A 20,028-nucleotide genomic window follows, 5' to 3' on the forward strand; every position below is an offset into this window, starting at 1 on the left:
GGTCAGGATTCGTGAGCCGGACTCATGACTCCATCCTGGCAAGGCGTATTATCAGATGCGTTTCAATGGCCTAGGCTCGTAGGCGATATGGCCTGCAAACGCTGGCGCTGAGGCGCCCGGCATTGTCCGCCAGCCCGCCTGAAGAGGAAATCAGCGATGAAATTCGACACACCGGCCGGCACTAATCCGATCGATCAATTGAACGTCATCGGCAAACCCGCCGACCGCATCGATGGCAAGTTGAAAACCACCGGGACCGCGCCCTACGCGTACGAACAACATGCCGCAGTGCCCAACCCCGCCTATGGCTATGTGGTCGGCGCCGGGATCGGCAAGGGACGAATTGCCTCGATCGACTCGACGCAGGCGAGCAACAGTTCCGGGGTGATTGCCATCGTCACCTACGAGAATGCCGGGCCTTTGGCCAAGGGCGAGTTCTATGTCGCGCGCGCCTTGGCCGGCCCGCAGGTGGACCACTATCACCAAGCCGTCGCGATTGTCGTCGCGCAGACATTTGAAGAGGCCCGCAGCGCCGCCAACCTGCTGGAAATCAACTATGTGGCCGAACCCGGCGCGTTCGATCTGGCGGCCGCCAAGGATTCGGCAACCCCGCCCCCACCCGCCGGCTTCGGCCCCCCGCCGCAGACGCAGACCGGAGATTTCGAAGGCGCCTTCAACACCGCACCGGTCCAGATCGACCAGCACTACAGCACGCCGGATCAGGCGCACGCGATGATGGAACCCCACGCCACCATCGCTCAGTGGAACGGTGACTCATTGACGTTGTGGACTTCGATCCAGCAGATCAACTGGGGCGTGCGCGATCTGGCCAGGACACTCGGCATGCGCAAAGAAGATATTCGTTTGATATCGCCCTACATCGGCGGCGGTTTCGGCGGCAAAGGCACGATCCTGTGTGACGCGGTGCTGGCGTCGCTGGCGGCACGACACGCCGGACGTCCGGTGAAAGTCGCGCTGCCACGTCCGCTGATGTTCAACAATTTGACTCATCGCCCCGCGACGCTTCAACGCATTCGCATCGGTGCCAGTCGCGAAGGTTTGATCACAGCCATCGGCCATGAGAGTTGGTCAGGCAACCTGCCCGGGGGCCGGGCCGAAGCCGCGACGGCCTCGACACGTTTGCTCTACGCTGGCGCCAACCGCATGACCCGCTTGAATCTTGCCGTGCTGGACCTGGCCGAAGGCTCGGCCATGCGCGCGCCGGGGGAAGCACCGGGGATGATGGCGCTGGAAATTGCCATGGATGAACTGGCGGAAAAACTCGGTATCGACCCACTACAGTTGCGCCTGCTCAACGACACACAGGTCGACCCCGAACAGCCATCACGCCCGTTCTCCACACGGCAACTCGTCGAGTGTCTACAAACCGGTGCCGAGCAATTCGGCTGGCACCAGCGCAACGCAAGCGCCGGCCGACGCCTGGAGAATGGCTGGCTGATCGGCATCGGTCTGGCGTCGGCAATACGTGGCGCGCCAACCACCGCATCGGCGGCCCGTGTGCGTCTTGATCGGCACGGCACAATCACTGTCGAAACCGACATGACTGACATCGGCACTGGCAGTTACACGATCATTGCGCAGACCGCCGCCGAGATGATGGGTGTGGAACTGGACCGGGTCGAAGTGCACCTTGGCGACTCGCGCTTTCCGGAGTCGTCGGGATCGGGCGGGCAATGGGGTGCTGCGTCGTCTACCGCCGGGGTCTATGCCGCTTGCGTCAAGTTGCGCGAAGCCGCTGCCCGCGCCGTCGGATTTGATCCGCAAACGGCCGAATTTGCCCACGGCGAGGTGCACGATGGCACGCGGCATGTTCCTTTGGCTCAGGCGGCGGCCGCGGGCGAACTCGTTGGCGAAGACCGCATGGAATTCGGCGATCTGGCCCAGCGCTTTGCCCAGCAGACATTCGGCGCACATTTCGCCGAAGTCGCGGTCAACGCGGCGACCGGCGAGATTCGCCTGCGCCGTCAAATGGCCGTCTGCGCAGCAGGGCGGATTCTCAATCCAAAGACCGCGCGCAGCCAAATCATCGGCGGCATGACCATGGGCGCCGGGGCCGCACTGATGGAAGAACTGCAGGTCGACAAGCGCCGTGGTTTTTTCGTCAACCATGACCTCGCCGGTTACGAAGTGCCGGTGCACGCCGACATTCCCCATCAGCAGGTGATTTTCCTCGATGAGGTCGACCCCTACGCCACGCCGCTCAAGGCCAAAGGTGTCGGCGAGTTGGGCATCAGTGGCGCCGCAGCGGCCATCGCCAATGCGATTTACAACGCCACCGGCGTGCGCGTGCGCGATTATCCGATCACGCTGGACAAACTTATCGCGCACTTGCCGGAGCAGATTTAACGCCCTGTTCAGTCAGCCCGGCGTGCGCTGACTGAACACTTCCTTGAACACCGGCACGGCGGAAAACGCATTCGGCCATCCGGCATAGAACGCCAGTTGGGTAATCATTTCCGCCGCTTCGGTCTGGCTCAAACCATTGTCCATCGCCCGACCCAAGTGATAGCCGACCTGGCCTGTCTGCCCGTTGGCCACCAGCGAACTGACCGTGATCAGGCTTCGATCGCGGGGCGCCAGACCTGGCCGCAACCACAGATCGCGGAACAGTGCTTTGGTGGTGAACTCGACCAGCCCCGGCGCCACTGATCCCACCGCCGCATTCACGCGCTCCACGCGGTCAGCTTCGCGAGCCTGGTCCAGCGGCAGCAATGACGGCGCAACCGGTGCCAGTTTCTCAGCATCAATGTTGCGCGCGATGAACACCTCGGCGGCGATGGGCAGAGCCGCTGATGCATTGCCCCAACCGGAATAAAACGCCAGGTGATTGAGCGTTTCGGACAGCTCAAGCGGCGTGACACCGTTGTCCAGCGCAAGGTTGAATTGCGCGGCCATCTCGGCGGTTTGCCCGCGTGCGATCAACACCGCAACCGTCACCAGACTGCGGTCACGCGGTGACAAGCCCGGGCGTTTCCATACTTCGCCAAACAACATTGCGTCGGTGTTATGAGCCAGTGCCGGGGACACGGCAGCCGCGGCATCGGAGGTCATTGCAAGTGAACGTTTCATGGAGGTCGAACCTTTTTCAGTTGAAGCACAGGCTGTCAGCAACAGTGCGATGGCTGTCAACAGAAGTCGGCTGAAGTGGGTCACGCTACGAACCGGGTGTGCTGGCATCGCAAAGCTCCTGCTGGCGGGATAATCAGCCGCTACGTTAAACCGACGAGGATCCTGCGACTATCTGCGCTCAGCGTCATGAAGTCATGAACACCGTTCATCAATCTGCATAAAGCGAATGGTGCCAAAAACTGGCACTGCCCCGTTATAGAGTCGGTGTCATGTCCACTCTCGGAAGGCGAACCCAACATGTCAGCAGGCTATAAACGTATTCAGTACTCGTGCTACGGCGGTCCGGACGTGATGCGCGTTGAAGCATTCCCGCTGCCGGCCCCCGGCAAGGATGAAGTGCTGGTGCAGGTCAGATTTGCAGCGATCAACCCCATTGACTGGAAGTTGCGTCAGGGCCGGATGAAGCTGATCACCGGCAGAACGTTTCCGCGCGCGATGGGGATGGATTTCTCTGGCGTGGTTCTTGCGGTTGGGGCAAGCGTCAGCCGCTTCCAGGTCGGCGACGCGGTTTTCGGGCTATCCCGCTTCAAAGAAAGTGGCGCATTGGGTGAAGCCGTCGTGACCAGAGAGGACTTTCTGGCGAGCAAGCCGGATACTCTTTCCTTCGCCGATGCGGCGTGCCTTGGCACACCGGGCATTACCGCGTGGAACGGGCTGATCGACAAGGCCAGACTGCAAGCCGGTCAGCAGGTTTTCATCAATGGTTGCGCCGGGGCTGTCGGCGAAGCGGCGGTGCAGATCGCCCTGATGTCGGGGGCCACGGTATCGGGCAGTTGCAGCGCGTCGGACGCTGCCCGGGCACAGGCGCTGGGGGTATCGACCGTCTACGACTACCGGTTAACGGACCTGAAGAGGCTGCCGACGCGCTTCGATGTGGTGTATGACACGGCCGCGTCGATGACGGTCTCGACCGGTATCGGATTGCTGCGTCCGGGCGGCTGTTTGCTTGATCTCAATCCGGGTCCGGGTAAATTCCTGCGTGGCCTGATTGATCGGCGACTGAAACTGGTCATTGGCACACCGCGACACGAAATCCTCGAAACACTGGCCAGCGCCGCCAGTGAGGCACGCTTGAAGATTCGGCTAGGAGAAGTGGTGCCGCTGGACGGCGCCATACAATTGATCCGCGAGCTCGAACAGGGCCGCAAACTCGGCGGCAAAGGCGTCGTCGCCATGGAGCGTTAATGGCCAGAAGTCATCGTCTGTTTGAGCTGATGCAAGCGCTGCGGCGTCATCGTCGCACGGTGTCCGGCAAAGCCTTGGCGGCTGAATTGGGTGTGTCGTTGCGCACGATTCGCCGCGACATCGTCACGCTGCAAGGCATGGGGGCCGAGATCGACGGCGAGCCGGGTCTTGGGTATGTGCTCAAGCCCGGTTTTGTCCTGCCGCCGTTATCGTTCAGCGCCGAGGAAATACAGGCTTTGGTCATCGGCGCGCAATGGGTCAGCCGGCAGACCGACAGCCAACTCGCGAATGCCGTCAACAATGCCCTGGCGAAAATCAGTGCCGTGCTGCCCGCGCAGATGCGGCCGATTTTCGAAGACGAAACCTTTTACGTGGCCAAGCCGCACAAGCCCGGCACAACCATCGACCTCAGCGAGATTCGTCGGGCGCTGCGCGAGCAGAACAAGCTGCGCATCGCGCTAGCGCTCGAACATGCGGATGCCGCCGAACACATCATCTGGCCGATCATGTTGGGCTTTATCGAAGGCAAGCGCTGCATTGCGGCGTGGTGCGAAAGCGACAGCCGGTTTCGCGTGATCGATATGGCTGACCTTGCGACGGTGCAGGTGCTTGTCGAACACTACGCGCCTGACCGCCGGCGCTTGATCAAACAATGGCGCGCCGAGGATGTGCGGCCCTGCAACAGTCAGGGCGAGGCGTGTTGAGTCATGTAACCTGGGCCACAACGACCACAACGGCCCCACCGCTCATACCGCCAGCAGTTGTCGGGTCATCGCCATCGAGGTCTGCAACGACTGCCCGGTGCGCTGCAATTTGTTCAGCAAACTGGCGCCCAACCACAGCTGATACAAGGTTTCCGCCAGATGCCGGGCATCGCCCTGGGGCAGGCTGTTTTCGGCTTGACCCTGTTCTATACACAAGGAAATGCGCGCCACCACTTGCTCGGCACCATCGCGCAAGGTCAGGCGCATCGACTCCGACAAATCGGCGACTTCGGCACTGAGCTTCACCACCAGACATTCGTCACCGTGGCCTTCGAGGGTGCAGCGGTTCTGCCAGCCCTGCCAGTAATCCATCAGCCGCTCATAGGCGCTCAGCCCTGGCAGCGTCAGGCGCCGCTCCATGTCAGCGAGGTAGCCGACGAAGTAATCCGCAAGCAACGCCTGGCCGTACAGTTCTTTGGATTTGAAGTAGTGATAGAACGAACCCTTGGGCACACCGGCGGTTTGCAGGATTTCGTTGAGGCCGACACTGGTAAAGCCTTTCTCGGCCATCATCCGGTGGCCGGTGTCGAGCAAATGTTGGCGGGTGTCGTCGTAGGTCGGTTTCATGGGGCGCAAATTACCAGGCAATAGACCAGTCGTATTTTCGGAGGAACGGAAGTTTGCCATACCTGTCGATGAAAAACCGCAGGATAAAAAATTACTAGACGACTGGTCTAATTGGAATCTATGCTGCGCCCCGACAAACGTTTTCTGACCGGTGTGGCCGATGGGCGAATCCTTCGCTCAATCGAAGACACCTGATCGACTCAAGGTGCTCTATGAAAATCCTGATGGTTTTGACTTCCCACGATCAACTCGGCAACACCGGCAAGAAAACTGGCTTCTGGCTGGAAGAGTTCGCCGCGCCCTACTACGCCTTCAAGGACGCCGGTGCCGACGTCACCCTGGTCTCGCCGGCCGGTGGCCAGCCGCCGCTGGACCCGAAAAGCGATGAGCCCGATGCGCAGACTGCCGAGACTGATCGCTTCCGAAAAGACTCCGCCGCGCAACAGGCACTGGCCAATACCGGCCTCCTGGCTGACGTCAGCGCTGATGATTTCGATGCGGTGTTCTACCCGGGCGGCCACGGCCCACTGTGGGACCTGGCCGAAGACAAGCAGTCGATCGCTTTGATCGAAGCGTTTGACCGCGCCAACAAACCCCACGGTTTTGTCTGCCATGCGCCGGGTGTGTTGCGTCACGCCCTCACCGCTGACGGCAAACCGCTGGTTCAGCATCGCCAGGTCACCGGTTTCACCAACTCCGAAGAAGAGGCCGTCGGGCTGACGGACGTGGTGCCGTTCCTGATCGAAGACGAGTTTCAGCGTCTCGGCGGTTATTACTCGAAAGTGGCTGACTGGCAGGTTCATGTGGTTGCCGATGGGCAACTGGTCACTGGCCAGAATCCGGCCAGCTCCGCCGCTGTTGCTAAAAAGCTTTTGGAAATGCTCGGCTAAAACCCTACAACCTCATCGAACGCCGGGGGCGTATCACCCGGCGTTATTTTTTCGCCCACCAATTAGTCGACTGGTCTAATAAACCCAAAGACAAGGTAATCCATGAATAGCAGCCCGTTCTTCACCCCGGCCAGACTCGGTCATCACACCCTGAAAAACCGCATCGTCCTGCCGCCACTCACCCGCCAGCGCAGCACCCAACCGGGCAACATTGCCAATGAGCTGATGGCCGAGTATTACCAACAGCGCGCCGGCGCCGGTTTGCTGGTCACCGAGGGCACGCAGATCGAGCCTCGTGGCCAGGGTTACGCGTGGACGCCGGGCATCCATACCGCAGAGCAAATCGCCGGATGGCGCAAAGTCACCGAAGCCGTACATGCCGTGGACGGGGTGATTTTCGCCCAGCTGTGGCACGTCGGCCGCGTCTCCCACACCGCGCTGCAACCCGACGGCGCAGCGCCGGTTTCCGCTTCCGCCGTGGCTACAGATCGGGTCAGCGTGTTTATCGAAACCGCCCCCGGCGCCGGTGAACTGGTGCCACCGTCGGCACCGCGTGCACTGAGCACCGACGAAGTGCAGGAACTGGTTCAGCTGTACATCCAGGCCGCACGCAACGCCATGGACGCGGGTTTCGATGGCATCGAATTGCACTGCGCCAACGGTTATCTGGTCAACCAGTTCATCTCCGCCCACAGCAATTTGCGCGACGATCAGTACGGCGGTTCGCTGCACAATCGCCTGCGCTTTTTGAAGGAAGTCGTCGCCGGCGTCGCCGAGTGCATCGGCAAGGAAAAAGTCGGCGTGCGTTTCGCCCCGCTGTTCACCACCACCGATGAAGCGCGCACTTACCTGGGCATGGTCGAGGAAGATCCGCACGCCACTTACATCGAAGCGATCAAAATCCTGCAAGACGTCGGCATTGCTTATCTGTCCATCGCCGAAGCCGATTGGGACAACGCCCCGGCGATGCCACAAACGTTCCGCCAGGCGGTGCGCGACACCTTCAGCGGCGCGATCATTTATGCCGGGCGTTACACCGCCGAATCCGGCGCGCAACTGCTCGATTCGGGGCTGGCAGACTTGGTCGCTTTTGGCCGCCCGTTCATGGCCAACCCCGATCTGCCTGCGCGGATTGCCAATGACTGGCCGTTGAATGCTCTCAACCCGGCGACGGTGTATGGCGGCAACGCCGAAGGCTATACCGACTACCCCGTTTATCCCGGCTAAGCCTTTCCTCGCGGCGTCAAGCGCTCCCGCAACAGCGGGAACGTTCATCCGAGTCGGAGTGCAAGCCCTTGTGGGAGCGAGCCTGCTCGCGAAAGCGGCGTGTCAGTCAGCCAAAATGTTGAATGTGACGACGCCTTCGCGAACAGGCTCGATCCCACAGGAGGGATGTGAATATTCACCGCACAAAAACCTATACACAGACTACAATCTGTACAACTATCTGAACTTGATGCTTAAACGTCCACTCGGCAGCCTGCTGCTCACTACGCTGAATCCGCTAAATGAACAAAACCCATCGGCTGTGCCTTGTTCTGGGTGACCAGCTCTCTTTTGATCTGGCTTCATTGGCAGGTCTGGATCGCGAACAGGATCGTGTGCTGCTGGTCGAGGTCATGGAAGAAGCCAGCCATGTTGCCCATCATCCGCAGAAGATCGCCTTGCTCTTCAGCGCCATGCGTCATTTCGCTCAGGCACTGAAAGCCCAAGCCTTTCAGGTGCATTACGTGACCCTCGACGACCCGCACAACAGCGGCTCGGTGCCCGGCGAATTAAAGCGCTGGCAGGCGCTGCTGCAAGCGAACGAGGTGCACCTGACCGAATGCGGCGACTGGCGTCTGGAGCAATCACTGAAGGATTGTGGCTTGCCGATCCACTGGCATGCCGACAACCGTTTCCTGTGCAGCCGCGACGAATTTCGCGCGTGGGCCGCTGGCAAAAAGCAGCTGCGCATGGAGTTCTTCTATCGTGAGATGCGCCGCAAGAGTCGCCTGCTGCTCAACGGCGACGGCACCCCGGTCGGTGGCGCCTGGAACTTTGATGCCGACAATCGCAAAACCTTGCCCAAAACGGTAAAGGCGCCCTACCCGGCGGGTTTTACCAACGATGCAATCACCCTCGAAGTTCTCGCACTGGTCAAGGATCGCTTCGCCAGTCACTACGGCAGCCTGGATGATTTCAACTATCCGGTGACACACGCCGATGCCCAGGCGCTGTGGGCCTGGTTTCTCGATTACGGCCTGGCCGGATTCGGCGACTATCAGGACGCCATGGCCAGCGACGAACCGTTTCTGTTCCATGCCCGCATCAGCGCTGCGCTGAACATTGGCTTGCTCGATCTGCGTCAACTCTGCAGTGACGTGGAGTCTGCCTATTGGTCAGGCAACATTGCCCTGAATGCCGCCGAAGGCTTCATCCGCCAACTGATCGGCTGGCGCGAATACGTTCGGGGCGTCTACTGGCTGCACATGCCGGAATACGCCGAGGGCAATGCCTTTGGTAACACGCGGCGCTTGCCAGAGTTTTACTGGACCGGCGACACAAAGATGAACTGCATGCGCCAGGCCATCGGCCAAAGCCTCAAACACGCCTACGCCCATCACATTCAGCGCCTGATGGTGACTGGCAATTTCGCCCTGCTCTCCGGCATCGCACCGAGCCAGATCTGTGAATGGTATCTGGCCATTTACATGGACGCGTTCGATTGGGTCGAGTTGCCCAATACCCTCGGCATGGTCATGCACGCCGACGGCGGTTACCTCGGCTCCAAGCCTTATTGCGCCAGCGGCCAGTACATCAACCGGATGTCCGACTACTGTCGCGGCTGTGCTTACTCGGTGCGCGAAACCACCACTGACAACGCCTGCCCGTTCAATGCCTTGTACTGGCATTTCCTGATGCGCCACGGCGACCTTCTGCGCAGCAATCAGCGCATGGGCATGATGTACAAAAACCTTGATCGCATGCCTCTGGAAAAACAGCAGGCTTTGTGGCAACGCGGGCAGAGTCTGCTCGACAGAATGCATCGCGGCGAATCGCTATGAAAACGCGTGTGCCTTTGGCCCGTGTGCAACTTAAACATGGGGCCCCGGGTCAATGGCTCACAAAGCTTGTGAGGCCGATGGTTTGAAACACGCCAATTGAACGCAAGCCAACCATCAACGCATGAAGGGTGAACATCCTGAAACAGCTTACTCGCGAGGAGCTTGAGTCTGAGGTCACGCGCCTGCGTCTGGCCGTCAAGGCGACCTGCGACGCCGTCTGGGACTGGGATCTGAAAACCAATCAGGTCATCTGGAACGACTCGCTGCAACAGGCGTATGGCTACGCGTCAGCAGCCATCGAGCCGACGTGTGACTGGCGATTTGCGCAGATTCACACGCAGGATCGCGCGCGCGTGACAACCTCGATTCGCTCGGCGATTGACGGCTCCGGGACGACCTGGAGCGCTGAGTACCGCTTCCTCTGCCACGATGGTTCATACGCCGAAGTGCTGGATCGCGGCCATCTGATCCGCAATGCCGATGGCCAGGCCGAACGCATGATCGGAGCGATGCTCGACCTGACCCGCTCGCGCAGCGCCGAAACCGCACTGCGCCAGAGTGAAGAGCGCTTCAGCACCATTCTGGAAACCATCGAGGCGGCGTTCGCCATCGTCAAAGTCAAATTCGACGCCGACGACCACCCCATCGACTATTACTTCGTCGAGGCCAACCCGGCATTCGAACGTCAGGCCGGGGTCAATCTGCGCGGCAAGTGGGTTACCGAGTTTGCGCCCAACCTGGAAAAATTCTGGTTCGAGACCTACGGCCATGTGGCCAAGACCGGCGAGCCGGCCAACTTCGAGAACTACGCCAATACCTTCGAACGCTGGTTCGATGTACGCGCCGTCCGCGTCGGCGACCCGGCCGATCGGCAGATTGCGATCTTCTTCAGCGATGTCACCGAGCGCCGCGACGCGCAAGAACGCTTGCGCATCAGCGAGGCCGTCGCCCGGGAAAACGTCGAGCGGGTACAACTCGCCCTGGCCGCCGGCGCCATTATCGGTACCTGGCACTGGCACCTGCCCAGCGATCGTTTCAGCGTCGATGAGGCCTTCGCGCGGGTTTTCGACCTCGATCCGGCCTGGGGTCTCGACGGTTTGAGCCTGGAACAAGTGGTAATGACCGTGCACCCGGACGACAGGGAAGGACTCACCACCGCGATCAACGAAGTCATTGCCCGTGGCGGTGCCTATTCGCACCAATACCGAGTGCGAGGCGCGGACGGCAAATACACCTGGATTGAAGCGAACGGCCGCGTCGAGTGCGCCGAAGACGGCACGCCTTTGCGCTTTCCCGGCGTGCTGATCGATGTCGAAGACCGGCGCAACGTCGAAGCCGAGCGCGACCGGGTCACCGCCGCGTTAAAGGCCCTCAACGACACACTGGAACAACGGGTCTCGGCGCGCACAGCGGACCTGATGCAGGCCGAAGAAAAGTTGCGGCAATCGCAGAAAATGGAAGCGGTCGGGCAACTCACCGGCGGTCTGGCCCATGACTTCAACAACCTGCTGGCGGGCATCTGCGCATCCCTTGAGCTGATGGACAAACGCATAGCCCAGGGTCGTTCGAACGACATCGACAAATACATGCAGATCGCCCAGGACGCCGCCAAACGCGCCACTGCCCTCACCCACCGTCTGCTGGCCTTCTCTCGACGTCAGACCCTCGATCCACGTCCGACTGAAGTCAACGCGCTGATTGCCGGCATGAGCGAACTGATCCAGCGCACCGTCGGCCCGAGTATTCGCCTGAAGACGGTCGCCGCCGCCGATCTGTGGCCGGCGCTGGTCGATGCCAGCCAACTGGAAAACGCCCTGCTCAACCTGTGCATCAACGCCCGCGATGCGATGCCCGATGGTGGCAGCATCATCGTCGAGACCGCCAATCGAACCCTGGATGCTGAATCAGCACGCTTACGGGAAATGCCCGAAGGACAATACCTGTGCCTGTCGGTCGCCGACACCGGTACCGGTATGAGTGCGGAAGTGATCGCCAAGGCCTTCGACCCGTTTTTCACCACCAAACCGCTGGGCCAGGGCACCGGGCTCGGGCTGTCGATGATCTACGGTTTCACCAAGCAATCCGGCGGGCAGGTGCGGGTGCAATCGACTGTGGGTCAAGGCACCACCATGTGCGTTTACCTGCCGCGCTACCTCGGCGAAGCGCAGCGCAATCACGATGACGCGCAAAGCTCGGCGACGCCTCATGCCAAGGCCGGTGAGACCATCCTGATTGTCGACGACGAACCCACCGTCCGCATGCTGCTCAAGGACGTGCTGAGCGACCTCGGCTACGACTTGCTCGAAGCGGGCGACAGCGTTGAAGGATTGGAAGTGCTGCGTTCCAGCGCGCACATCGATCTGCTCATTACCGATGTCGGTTTGCCCGGCGGCATGAACGGCCGGCAGATGGCCGATGCGGGCAGGCAAATCAGGCCGAAGTTGAAGACCTTGTTCATTACCGGGTACGCGGAAAACTCGGTGATCGGTAACGGTCAACTCGGCCCGGGCATGCAGGTGCTGACCAAACCGTTTGCCGTCGACACGTTGGTGTCACGCGTCAGTGGCCTGCTGTCCATCGAAGTCGAGTAAGGCTTGCGCGCGAGACGCCATGAAGCGGTTGCGCCCGGCCAACTTCGCTTGGTACAGCGCCTGATCGGCTGACTCGATCAAACCGTGCACCGGGTCCAGGTGCGACCCGCGCGCGGCGGCGATGCCAATGCTCAGGCTCACGCGGGCCACCGGGCTTGTCGGGTGGTCAATGTTGGCTTTCTGCAAGCGCTCGATAATCAACTGCGCTACCACGGCGGCACCGTCGATGTCGGTGGCGGGCATGATCACCGCGAACTCTTCACCGCCGTAGCGCGCGACCAGGTCTGACGGTCGCCGCACGCATTCATCCAGCACCCTGGCGACAGCTTGCAGACAAGCGTCGCCGGCAACGTGCCCGAGCGCATCATTGAACAGTTTGAAATAGTCGATATCGATCATCAGCAAGGCCAGCGATGAGCCGTCGCGCTGTGCCCGCCGCGCCTCTGTGGCCAGGGTCTGGTCGAAGCAGCGCCGATTCGCCAGACCGGTCAGTGCATCCTTCATGGCCAGCAGTTCCAGTTGTCGGTTCGAGCCGAGCAACTGCTGCTGAGCAATGCGCAGTTCGCCTTCAACCTGGGTCCGGCGCCGGATATCGAGGATCAAGCACCAGCCGATCAGGCCGGTCAGTCCCAACAGCCCCGCCACCACCACCGCCGACAACAGCGCCTCGGTTCGCCAGGCCGTGAGCGCTTCACGCTTGCCGATGGCGACCGTGGTGATCAGCGGCAATTTTTCACTTTTGCGGAAGGCGTAGAGGCGTTCGACGCCATCCAGGCTGGAGGTATACGACGCGGTGCCGACCGATTGATCGACCAGGTACTTGGCGTAGATCGGCGACTTGGAAAAGTTGCGGCCCATGTCCTGCTCGCGGAACGGATAGCGCACCAGCAACGTGCCGTCGGTATACGACAAACCGATGGCACCTTCCTGCCCGACGTCGAGTTTGCCGAACAGGCGCAGGAAGTTTTCCACGCCCAAGGTCACGGCCACGACCCCGGCAAACTCGCCGCGATCATCATTGAAACGGCGGCTGACGGTGATCACCCACTCCTGATTGGAGCGGCTACGGATGGGTGGCCCGATAAAGGGTTCGCGGCTCGGGTCGTCGCGATGATGAATGAAGTAGGCCCGATCACTGCTGTTGGCCCCCGCCGGAATCGGTCGGTTCGACGACATCAGCCAATGGCCCTGACGGTCATAGATGGTGATCCCGCTCATTTGTGGCATCAACGGCTGTTGGCGGTTGATCAACGCACCCAAGCGCTGGATCTGCGCGGGGCCACTGCCTTCGGTTTCCAGGCGCTCGACCAGCCCGAGCAACAGCAGCGAACTTTGCCGGACAATGCCCTCGGAATAGGTCTCGAGTGCCTGGGTCAGGTTCAACCCGTGCACGTTGACTTCCTCCAGCGCGCGATCGCGCGAGGACAGCACTTTCCAGATGGTCAGCGACGCCAGGGAGCAGCCGATGACCAGCAGCAAGAGGATGACGAGGTGGGTATCACGCTTCACGAAAGTACCTAATGGAAAGTCCGGTTTCCCGTTCCGGCCGTTACTGATTCAAGGCAATAACAGCGGTCGTATGTCCTCGACCGGCGCAAGGATACAAGTAGCGCGTCGAACGTGCAGCAACCGTATGACGGAACGTCGTTTTCAGCCCCTTGGCGTTGTTTCGCAACGACACGGCGGCGGCCTGCAACTTATATTCACGGGCGCAGGTCATTAGGCTTGCTGAGGTTGAATCCATCCGCAAACCTCGAACATTGAAGACACCGCCGTGGCCGCTGACCTCGATCGCCGCAACAACCTGTCCCTGGACAGCCTGAACTTTTTCCTCGCCGACGTGCGCGACGGCCTCGGCCCCTATCTGGCCATCTATCTGTTGGCGGTGCATCACTGGGAGCCGGCCAGCATTGGTCTGGTCATGACCATCGCCGGGGTCGCCGCGCTGATCACCCAGACACCCGCCGGCGCCTGGGTCGACAACAGCCGACGCAAACGTGCGTTGATTGCGATCGCCGCGCTGCTGGTGACCGGCAGTTGCCTGCTGCTGCCGTTCGTGACGTCGTTCACTTGGGTGGCGTTGACGCAAACCCTGAGTGCAATGGCCGCCTCGATATTCGCCCCGGCCATCTGCGCGATCACCCTGGGCATGACCGGACCACGGGCGTTCACCCGGCGAACCGGGCGCAATGAAACCTTCAATCATGCCGGCAACGCCTGCGCCGCCCTCCTCGCCGGTGTGTTCGCTTATCTGTTCGGCCCGGTGGCAGTGTTCTACCTGATGGCGGCCATGGCCCTGGCCAGTGTCATCGCCATCGCCTGCGTGGCGCCAGAAGCGATCGACCATGATCAGGCCCGCGGGCTGGACCCGGCCGACGCTGGGCATCGCCAACCTTCCGGGTTATCCGTGCTGCTGGGTAACCGGTCGCTGCTGCTGTTCGCCATTTGCTGTGCGCTGTTCCACCTCGCCAATGCGGCGATGTTGCCGCTGGTGAGCCAAAAACTTGCGCAAGCCAATCTGCAGATGGCCACCCCGCTGACCTCGGCCTGCATCGTCGCGGCGCAACTGGTGATGGTGCCGGCGGCATTACTGGTCGGGGCAAAAGCCGATCTGTGGGGACGCAAACCGCTGCTGCTGGCCGGTTTTCTGATCCTGCCGTTGCGCGGTGTGCTCTACACGCTGTCGGACGATGCTTATTGGCTGGTCGCGGTGCAGCTGCTCGACGGCGTCGGCGCCGGTCTGTTCGGCGCCTTGTTTCCGATCATGGTCAAAGACCTCACCCAGGGCACCGGCCACTTCAACGTCAGCCTCGGCGCACTGACCACGGTGTTCGGGCTGGGCGCAGCACTGAGCAACGGACTTGCCGGGTTCGTTGTGCAGGAGGCCGGTTACAGCGCGGCATTTCTGACCCTGGCCGGTATTGCGGCGGTGGCGGTTGTGCTGCTTGGGATTGGGGTTCCGGAAACCCTGCGCAGTGGCCGTCAGGCTGAAACCGGAGTGGCCGACGCCAGCGCTGAATCCTCAGCGTAATCCATATCCGGTGCCTGCCCTCTGATCGCCGCCATATCGTGTCTGCGCGGCGTTGAAAATGCAGACTCAGTGGATCAGGCAAGCAATCCAGAGGAATGCACTACGGCGCTGAGGCGCTGATCGAGAGAATGTTCGTGCACAGGCTCAGACGAATAAACCCTCAATCGCAAGGACATTCCAGTGAAAGGTTTTTGCTTGGCCTTCGGGCTGCTCTTCAGTACTTTTTCAGCCATGGGAGCCGATATGTCGAACGGCGCAGACAACTTCTACACCAGCGATAAAGTGACCGTGGAAAAGGTCACCTTCAAGAACCAGTACGGGATGAAGGTCGCAGGCAATCTGTTCAACCTGAAGAACCTTGACCCGCAGTCAAAAAATGCCGCGATCATCGTCGGCCACCCGATGGGCGCAGTGAAAGAGCAAAGCGCCAATCTCTACGCGACCAAAATGGCGGAACAGGGTTTCGTCACGCTGTCGTTCGACTTGTCCTACTGGGGCGAAAGCGAGGGCCTGCCACGCCAGTCGGTTGCACCGGACATTTATGCCGAAGACTTCAGCGCGGCGGTGGACTTTCTCGGCACTCGCCCGCTGGTCGATCGCGAGCGTATCGGCGTTATCGGTATTTGCGGCAGCGGCAGCTTCGCCATCAGTGCCGCCAAGATCGACCCACGTTTGAAGGCGATTGCCACCGTGAGCATGTACGACATGGGCGCCGCCAACCGTAACGGCCTCAAGCATTCGCTCACGCCAGCGCAACGCCAATCCATCATTGAACAGACGGCGCAGCAGCGTAACGCGCAGTCCTGGGGCGGCCCGGTGCGCTACACCGGCGGCACACCGCTGAAACTCACCGGCAACGCGGTGGGTGACGAGTTCTACGATTTCTACCGCACCCCGCGTGGCCAGGTCACCCCGGCCGGCGCTTCGCCGCAGACCACCACCATGCCCACACTGATCAGCAATGTGAAGTTCATGAACTTCTACCCGTTCAATGACATCGAGAGCATCTCCCCGCGCCCGCTGCTGTTCATTGCCGGCGCTCAGGCGCACTCCCGCGAGTTCAGTGAAGACGCTTACCAGCGCGCGGCCGAGCCCAAAGAGCTGCTGATCATTCCGGGGGCCGGCCATGTCGACTTGTACGACCGGGTCAACCTGATTCCCTTCGCCAAATTGACCACGTTCTTCAGCCATAACCTGAAGTAACGCCATCGCAACGCTGCCAGCGCTTTCAAGCGCAGACACGACAAAAGCCTGCTTTCAGGGCAGGCTTTTGTTCGGTCGCGTCAGCTTACTTCTGCTGAGCGGTCAGCGCCGAGTAGCTGTTCATCAGGTTGCGGTAGTTCGGGATCCGCTGCGACAGCAGATTGCCCAGCCCTTCGATGTCGTTGCGCCAGTCGCGGTGCAGCTCACAGGCCACCGAGAACCAGTTCATCATCTGTGCGCCGGCCTGAGTCATGCGGCTCCATGCGGCTTGTTGCACGGTGGTGTTGAAGGTGCCGGAAGCGTCGGTCACCACAAACACATCAAACCCTTCTGCCAGCGCCGACAAGGTCGGGAACGCTACGCAGACATCCGTTACTACACCGGCAATGATGATCTGCTTGCGGCCGGTGGCTTTGATCGCTTTGACGAAGTCTTCGTTGTCCCACGCGTTGATCTGGCCTGGACGAGCGATGTACGGCGCGTCCGGGAACATCTCTTTCAACTCTGGCACCAGCGGGCCGTTCGGGCCTTGTTCGAAACTGGTGGTGAGGATGGTCGGCAGTTCGAAGAACTTGGCCAGATCAGCCAGGGCCAGCACGTTGTTCTTGAATTCGTTTGGCGAGAAGTCCTGCACCAGGGAAATCAGGCCGGTCTGGTGGTCGACCAGCAGCACGATGGCGTCATCTTTGTTCAGGCGGTTGTAGGTTGGAGTAGTCATGGTGTGCGTCCCTTTTGAGTTTTTGAAGTTGTTGTTGCGTTCAAGTTGGGTACAGATTACTGACGCACAGGGACGGGATAAATCGGCTGAAAAGCGTTTCACCGTCAACTCGAACAGGACAATCAGGCAATAAAACACGCTCCGCGCCGAACTTTCTGGCGATCCTTGTCATACTGTTGCGATGCATTACGTATGAAAAAAGGAGATGTTCATGCTCGGACGCCGTCCGCCAGAGCCGAACACCGTAGACCCAAGCAGAGCCGCCTCTGCCCGCAACGCCGTGCGCGCCGGCTCGACATTCCGCCTGACGGTCAGCTTTATGCTGGTGGTGGTATTGGCCTTTTTGACGGTCGAGAGCTGGCGCACCTGGCGCGACTATCGCGCTGCATTCGCCTCGGCGCGCGATTCGGTGACCAACCTGGCCCGCGCCACCGCGCAGCACGCCGAAGACACCATTCGGCAAATGGATGTGCTGACCGCCGCCCTGAGTGAGCGGATCGAAGGCGATGGCCTGCAGAATCTCGACGTGCCGCGTATTCACAAACTGCTGGTGCAGCAATCGAAAATCATGCCGCAGCTGCATGGCTTGTTTATCTACGGGGCGGATGGGCAGTGGCTCGTCACCGACAAGGAAGTCACGCCCGAGACCGCTAACAACGCCGATCGCGATTACTTTCAATACCACCGCAGCCATGATGATCGGCAGGTGCGCATCGGTGATGTGGTGGAAAGCCGATCGACCCATGACCTGATCATTCCCGTCTCCCGTCGTCTGAACAATCCCGACGGCTCGTTCGCCGGGGTGCTGCTGGGCACGGTCAAGGTCAGCTACTTTGTCGACTATTACGGCGACTTCAGAATCGATGACAAAGGCGCACTGGTGCTGGCCAGACGCGACGGCACCATCCTCGTGCGCCGGCCGTTCATCGCCTCGGTGATCGGCAAAAGCCTGGCCAACAGCGAGATCTTCAAGGTCTACCTGCCCAACGCCAACGCCGGTATTGCGCAAGTCCGCGCGGTGGTCGACGACACTGAGCGGTTGTATGGCTATCGCGCGCTCACCACCTATCCGCTGGTGGTCGAGGCCGGGCTTTCACGGGACTCGATCATCGAACCGTGGCAGCAGGATTTGCTGAAAAACGGCTTCGTGCTGGTGTTTCTGATTTTGGTGCTCAGCGGTTTCGGCCTGGTGGTGCTGCACCAGTTGCGCCAGCGCATGGCCATGGAGCGGGAAATTCGCTACGCGCACCAGACCATGCGTGACATGGCGCTGACTGACAGCCTGACCGGACTGGGCAACCGCCGACGTCTGGACAATGCGCTGGCGGACGAAATCCGTCTAGCGCGGCGACAAGGTTCGGCGCTGTCATTGATCATGCTCGATGTCGACCACTTCAAACGCTACAACGATCAGTATGGCCATGCGGCGGGTGATGATTGCCTGAGCGCTGTCGGGCAGGCGATCCAGCAAGCAGTCAAACGACCGAGCGACCTGGCGGTGCGCTACGGCGGCGAAGAGTTCACCGTGCTGCTGCCCAACACCGACAATGCCGGCGCCATTCAGGTTACCGAAGACATACTGCAGGCCATCCGTGCACTGAAACTGGAGCACGCCGGGCATCCTTTGGGTTATGTCACCGCCAGCGCCGGGATTACCACTTGGCATCCAGTCGATGACACGGTAACCCCGGCGACCCTGTTGAAAGCAGCCGATACCTGCCTGTATCAAGCCAAGCAGCAAGGCCGCAACCGCTGGTGCTCACAGGGCAAGCAACCCGACGTCGCGGTTATGAGCAAATAACACCTTCATTAAACCGTCGCTCAAACGTTGTACTAGGATAGGATCCAAGTCTGCGGTATTTCGTCGACCAAGGAGATCGTCGACAGTGCGGCAGATGTTTATGAATTAACGTCTCTCAGGGATGACACGCAAATGAATTCACACTTGTTCCCCCACATCGGCAAGGTTATTGCCAGCACCGGCAGCCGGCACTTTCCGCGCATGCTGCATGACCTGATCCTGACGCAACTGGCGGTCGACGCCACGCACATCCGGCAGATGCGTGTCGAACCGGTCGGCCGCACGTCGAGTCGCAGTGAGCCGGAGCCGCTGAAAGGGCCGGCCCTGATCGCCGAAACGGTGTTTTCCGAACACAGTGCGGCGGCCCACCATTTACAGAATCCGCCGGCCGCGACCAGCGCGGACGCCTCACAACTGCACCTGACCCGGCGCAAGGACGGCTACCGCTACGTGATTTCGGTGTACCGCAACGGCGAATCGCAGCGCTTTTCCGCGCAGGAACGCAGCCTGTTGCAGGACATCTCCCCGGTGCTGCTGCCGATGGTGGAAAAACACATCAACGCCCTGCAACCGGCCACTCCTGATCCGCAAACCCCGCCCGAAGCAACCGAAGGCAACGGCCTGGAAACCTTGCGCCTGCGCTTTGACGAGCGCCTTGAGCAACTGGGGCTGAGCCTGTCGAACCGCGAAACCGAAGTGTGTGTCGGCCTGCTCGCCGGCCGCACGGCGCCGGAACTGGCGGAACAATTGGCGTTGAAGGTCAACACCGTGGAGAGTTATCTGAAACGGGCGGCGATCAAGTTGGGTATCAGCGGACGGCATTCGTTGATGCGCTGGATGTATTCGCCGTTGGAGGCGTTGGCGTCGAGTGCGGCTTGATACGCAGGGATTGAGAGGGTTTCGGTTTTTTGGGTGTGTCAGTGAGATTCCCCCCTCACCCCAGCCCTCTCCCCCCAAGGGGGCGAGGGGGAAAGGGAGCCGATCTTTGCACTGTTCAAAACCTGAGTTCGGCTCGGTATCCCACGTCGGTGTACCTCGAAAGAACACCTCGGTCAGTCCCCTCTCCCCCTGGGAGAGGGTT

The 20,028-nt window shown here is 60.7% G+C and carries 15 protein-coding genes; 11 read left to right on the forward strand and 4 right to left on the reverse strand.

The window, feature by feature from the left end; translation table 11 throughout:
- Nucleotides 1–156 precede the first annotated feature (156 nt).
- A complete protein-coding gene (gene paoC / locus ACI514_RS13055) occupies nucleotides 157–2,367 on the forward strand; it encodes an aldehyde oxidoreductase molybdenum-binding subunit PaoC (protein ID WP_405124006.1) in 2,211 nt (736 codons plus the stop codon).
- 12 nt (nucleotides 2,368–2,379) lie between these two features.
- Here the strand turns inward: paoC and ACI514_RS13060 are convergent, their stop codons facing one another.
- Nucleotides 2,380–3,090 (reverse strand): carboxymuconolactone decarboxylase family protein, encoded by a 711-nt coding sequence (locus tag ACI514_RS13060; protein WP_405124007.1) that lies wholly within the window; start codon nucleotides 3,088–3,090, stop codon nucleotides 2,380–2,382.
- Between the two features lie 297 nt (nucleotides 3,091–3,387).
- Between ACI514_RS13060 and ACI514_RS13065 the strand changes: the two genes are divergently transcribed.
- Complete coding sequence (locus ACI514_RS13065) at nucleotides 3,388–4,335, forward strand: NAD(P)-dependent alcohol dehydrogenase (protein ID WP_160057497.1); 948 nt, start codon at nucleotides 3,388–3,390, stop codon at nucleotides 4,333–4,335.
- Nucleotides 4,335–5,039: a YafY family protein gene (locus ACI514_RS13070; protein ID WP_160057496.1), complete on the forward strand. Its 705-nt coding sequence runs from the start codon at nucleotides 4,335–4,337 to the stop codon at nucleotides 5,037–5,039. The genes ACI514_RS13065 and ACI514_RS13070 overlap by 1 nt, the downstream gene beginning before the upstream one ends.
- A 42-nt stretch (nucleotides 5,040–5,081) precedes the next feature.
- Here ACI514_RS13070 and ACI514_RS13075 read toward each other — a convergent pair whose 3' ends face one another.
- Entirely contained in the window at nucleotides 5,082–5,666 is a 585-nt protein-coding gene (locus ACI514_RS13075; RefSeq protein WP_160057495.1) for a TetR/AcrR family transcriptional regulator, read from the reverse strand.
- 212 nt (nucleotides 5,667–5,878) lie between these two features.
- Here ACI514_RS13075 and ACI514_RS13080 point away from each other — a divergent pair, with 212 nt between their 5' ends.
- From ACI514_RS13080 to ACI514_RS13095, 4 genes are all read left to right on the forward strand, one after another.
- Nucleotides 5,879–6,556, forward strand: a complete 678-nt coding sequence (locus ACI514_RS13080; RefSeq protein ID WP_160057494.1) for a type 1 glutamine amidotransferase domain-containing protein — start codon at nucleotides 5,879–5,881, stop codon at nucleotides 6,554–6,556.
- 102 nt (nucleotides 6,557–6,658) lie between these two features.
- Nucleotides 6,659–7,783, forward strand: a complete 1,125-nt coding sequence (locus ACI514_RS13085; protein WP_405124008.1) for an alkene reductase — start codon at nucleotides 6,659–6,661, stop codon at nucleotides 7,781–7,783.
- Between the two features lie 281 nt (nucleotides 7,784–8,064).
- The gene (locus ACI514_RS13090; protein WP_405124009.1) at nucleotides 8,065–9,603 is read left to right on the forward strand and encodes a cryptochrome/photolyase family protein; all 1,539 of its coding nucleotides are present in this window, start codon (nucleotides 8,065–8,067) and stop codon (nucleotides 9,601–9,603) included.
- Between the two features lie 128 nt (nucleotides 9,604–9,731).
- Nucleotides 9,732–12,194 (forward strand): PAS domain-containing protein, encoded by a 2,463-nt coding sequence (locus ACI514_RS13095; protein ID WP_405124010.1) that lies wholly within the window; start codon nucleotides 9,732–9,734, stop codon nucleotides 12,192–12,194.
- On the opposite strand, the gene ACI514_RS13100 is transcribed toward ACI514_RS13095, so the two are convergent.
- Nucleotides 12,156–13,703: a sensor domain-containing diguanylate cyclase gene (locus tag ACI514_RS13100; protein WP_160057490.1), complete on the reverse strand. Its 1,548-nt coding sequence runs from the start codon at nucleotides 13,701–13,703 to the stop codon at nucleotides 12,156–12,158. The genes ACI514_RS13095 and ACI514_RS13100 overlap by 39 nt on opposite strands.
- A 265-nt stretch (nucleotides 13,704–13,968) precedes the next feature.
- On the opposite strand from ACI514_RS13100, the gene ACI514_RS13105 reads away from it, so the two are divergent.
- On the forward strand, nucleotides 13,969–15,225 hold the full coding sequence (locus ACI514_RS13105; protein ID WP_405124011.1) for an MFS transporter: 1,257 nt from the start codon (nucleotides 13,969–13,971) through the stop codon (nucleotides 15,223–15,225).
- A 180-nt stretch (nucleotides 15,226–15,405) separates the two neighbouring features.
- On the forward strand, nucleotides 15,406–16,428 hold the full coding sequence (locus ACI514_RS13110) for an alpha/beta hydrolase (RefSeq protein WP_405124012.1): 1,023 nt from the start codon (nucleotides 15,406–15,408) through the stop codon (nucleotides 16,426–16,428).
- Between the two features lie 85 nt (nucleotides 16,429–16,513).
- Here ACI514_RS13110 and ycaC read toward each other — a convergent pair whose 3' ends face one another.
- Nucleotides 16,514–17,146: an isochorismate family cysteine hydrolase YcaC gene (gene ycaC / locus ACI514_RS13115; RefSeq protein WP_007916011.1), complete on the reverse strand. Its 633-nt coding sequence runs from the start codon at nucleotides 17,144–17,146 to the stop codon at nucleotides 16,514–16,516.
- Nucleotides 17,147–17,357: 211 nt separating this feature from the next.
- Between ycaC and ACI514_RS13120 the strand changes: the two genes are divergently transcribed.
- Together ACI514_RS13120 and ACI514_RS13125 are read left to right on the forward strand one after the other, a co-directional pair.
- Nucleotides 17,358–18,947 carry a sensor domain-containing diguanylate cyclase gene (locus ACI514_RS13120; protein WP_160057487.1) on the forward strand — a complete coding sequence of 530 codons (1,590 nt, stop codon included), beginning with the start codon at nucleotides 17,358–17,360 and terminating at the stop codon, nucleotides 18,945–18,947.
- Nucleotides 18,948–19,079: 132 nt separating this feature from the next.
- Complete coding sequence (locus ACI514_RS13125; RefSeq protein ID WP_405124013.1) at nucleotides 19,080–19,826, forward strand: response regulator transcription factor; 747 nt, start codon at nucleotides 19,080–19,082, stop codon at nucleotides 19,824–19,826.
- The last annotated feature ends 202 nt before the right edge of the window (nucleotides 19,827–20,028 follow it).

It is taken from the genome of Pseudomonas sp. M20 (assembly GCF_045037865.1).
Taxonomy (GTDB): domain Bacteria; phylum Pseudomonadota; class Gammaproteobacteria; order Pseudomonadales; family Pseudomonadaceae; genus Aquipseudomonas.

Excerpts from the sequence above, each read along its gene's own strand:
- ACI514_RS13065 (WP_160057497.1), top strand. The coding sequence starts at position 3,388 with ATGTCAGCAGGCTATAAACGTATTCAGTACTCGTGCTACGGCGGTCCG.
- ycaC (WP_007916011.1), bottom strand. The coding sequence starts at position 17,146 with ATGACTACTCCAACCTACAACCGCCTGAACAAAGATGACGCCATCGTG.
- ACI514_RS13125 (WP_405124013.1), top strand. The coding sequence starts at position 19,080 with ATGAATTCACACTTGTTCCCCCACATCGGCAAGGTTATTGCCAGCACC.
- paoC (WP_405124006.1), top strand. The coding sequence starts at position 157 with ATGAAATTCGACACACCGGCCGGCACTAATCCGATCGATCAATTGAAC.
- ACI514_RS13070 (WP_160057496.1), top strand. The coding sequence starts at position 4,335 with ATGGCCAGAAGTCATCGTCTGTTTGAGCTGATGCAAGCGCTGCGGCGT.
- ACI514_RS13085 (WP_405124008.1), top strand. The coding sequence starts at position 6,659 with ATGAATAGCAGCCCGTTCTTCACCCCGGCCAGACTCGGTCATCACACC.
- ACI514_RS13075 (WP_160057495.1), bottom strand. The coding sequence starts at position 5,666 with ATGAAACCGACCTACGACGACACCCGCCAACATTTGCTCGACACCGGC.
- ACI514_RS13080 (WP_160057494.1), top strand. The coding sequence starts at position 5,879 with ATGAAAATCCTGATGGTTTTGACTTCCCACGATCAACTCGGCAACACC.
- ACI514_RS13090 (WP_405124009.1), top strand. The coding sequence starts at position 8,065 with ATGAACAAAACCCATCGGCTGTGCCTTGTTCTGGGTGACCAGCTCTCT.
- ACI514_RS13120 (WP_160057487.1), top strand. The coding sequence starts at position 17,358 with ATGCTCGGACGCCGTCCGCCAGAGCCGAACACCGTAGACCCAAGCAGA.
- ACI514_RS13060 (WP_405124007.1), bottom strand. The coding sequence starts at position 3,090 with ATGAAACGTTCACTTGCAATGACCTCCGATGCCGCGGCTGCCGTGTCC.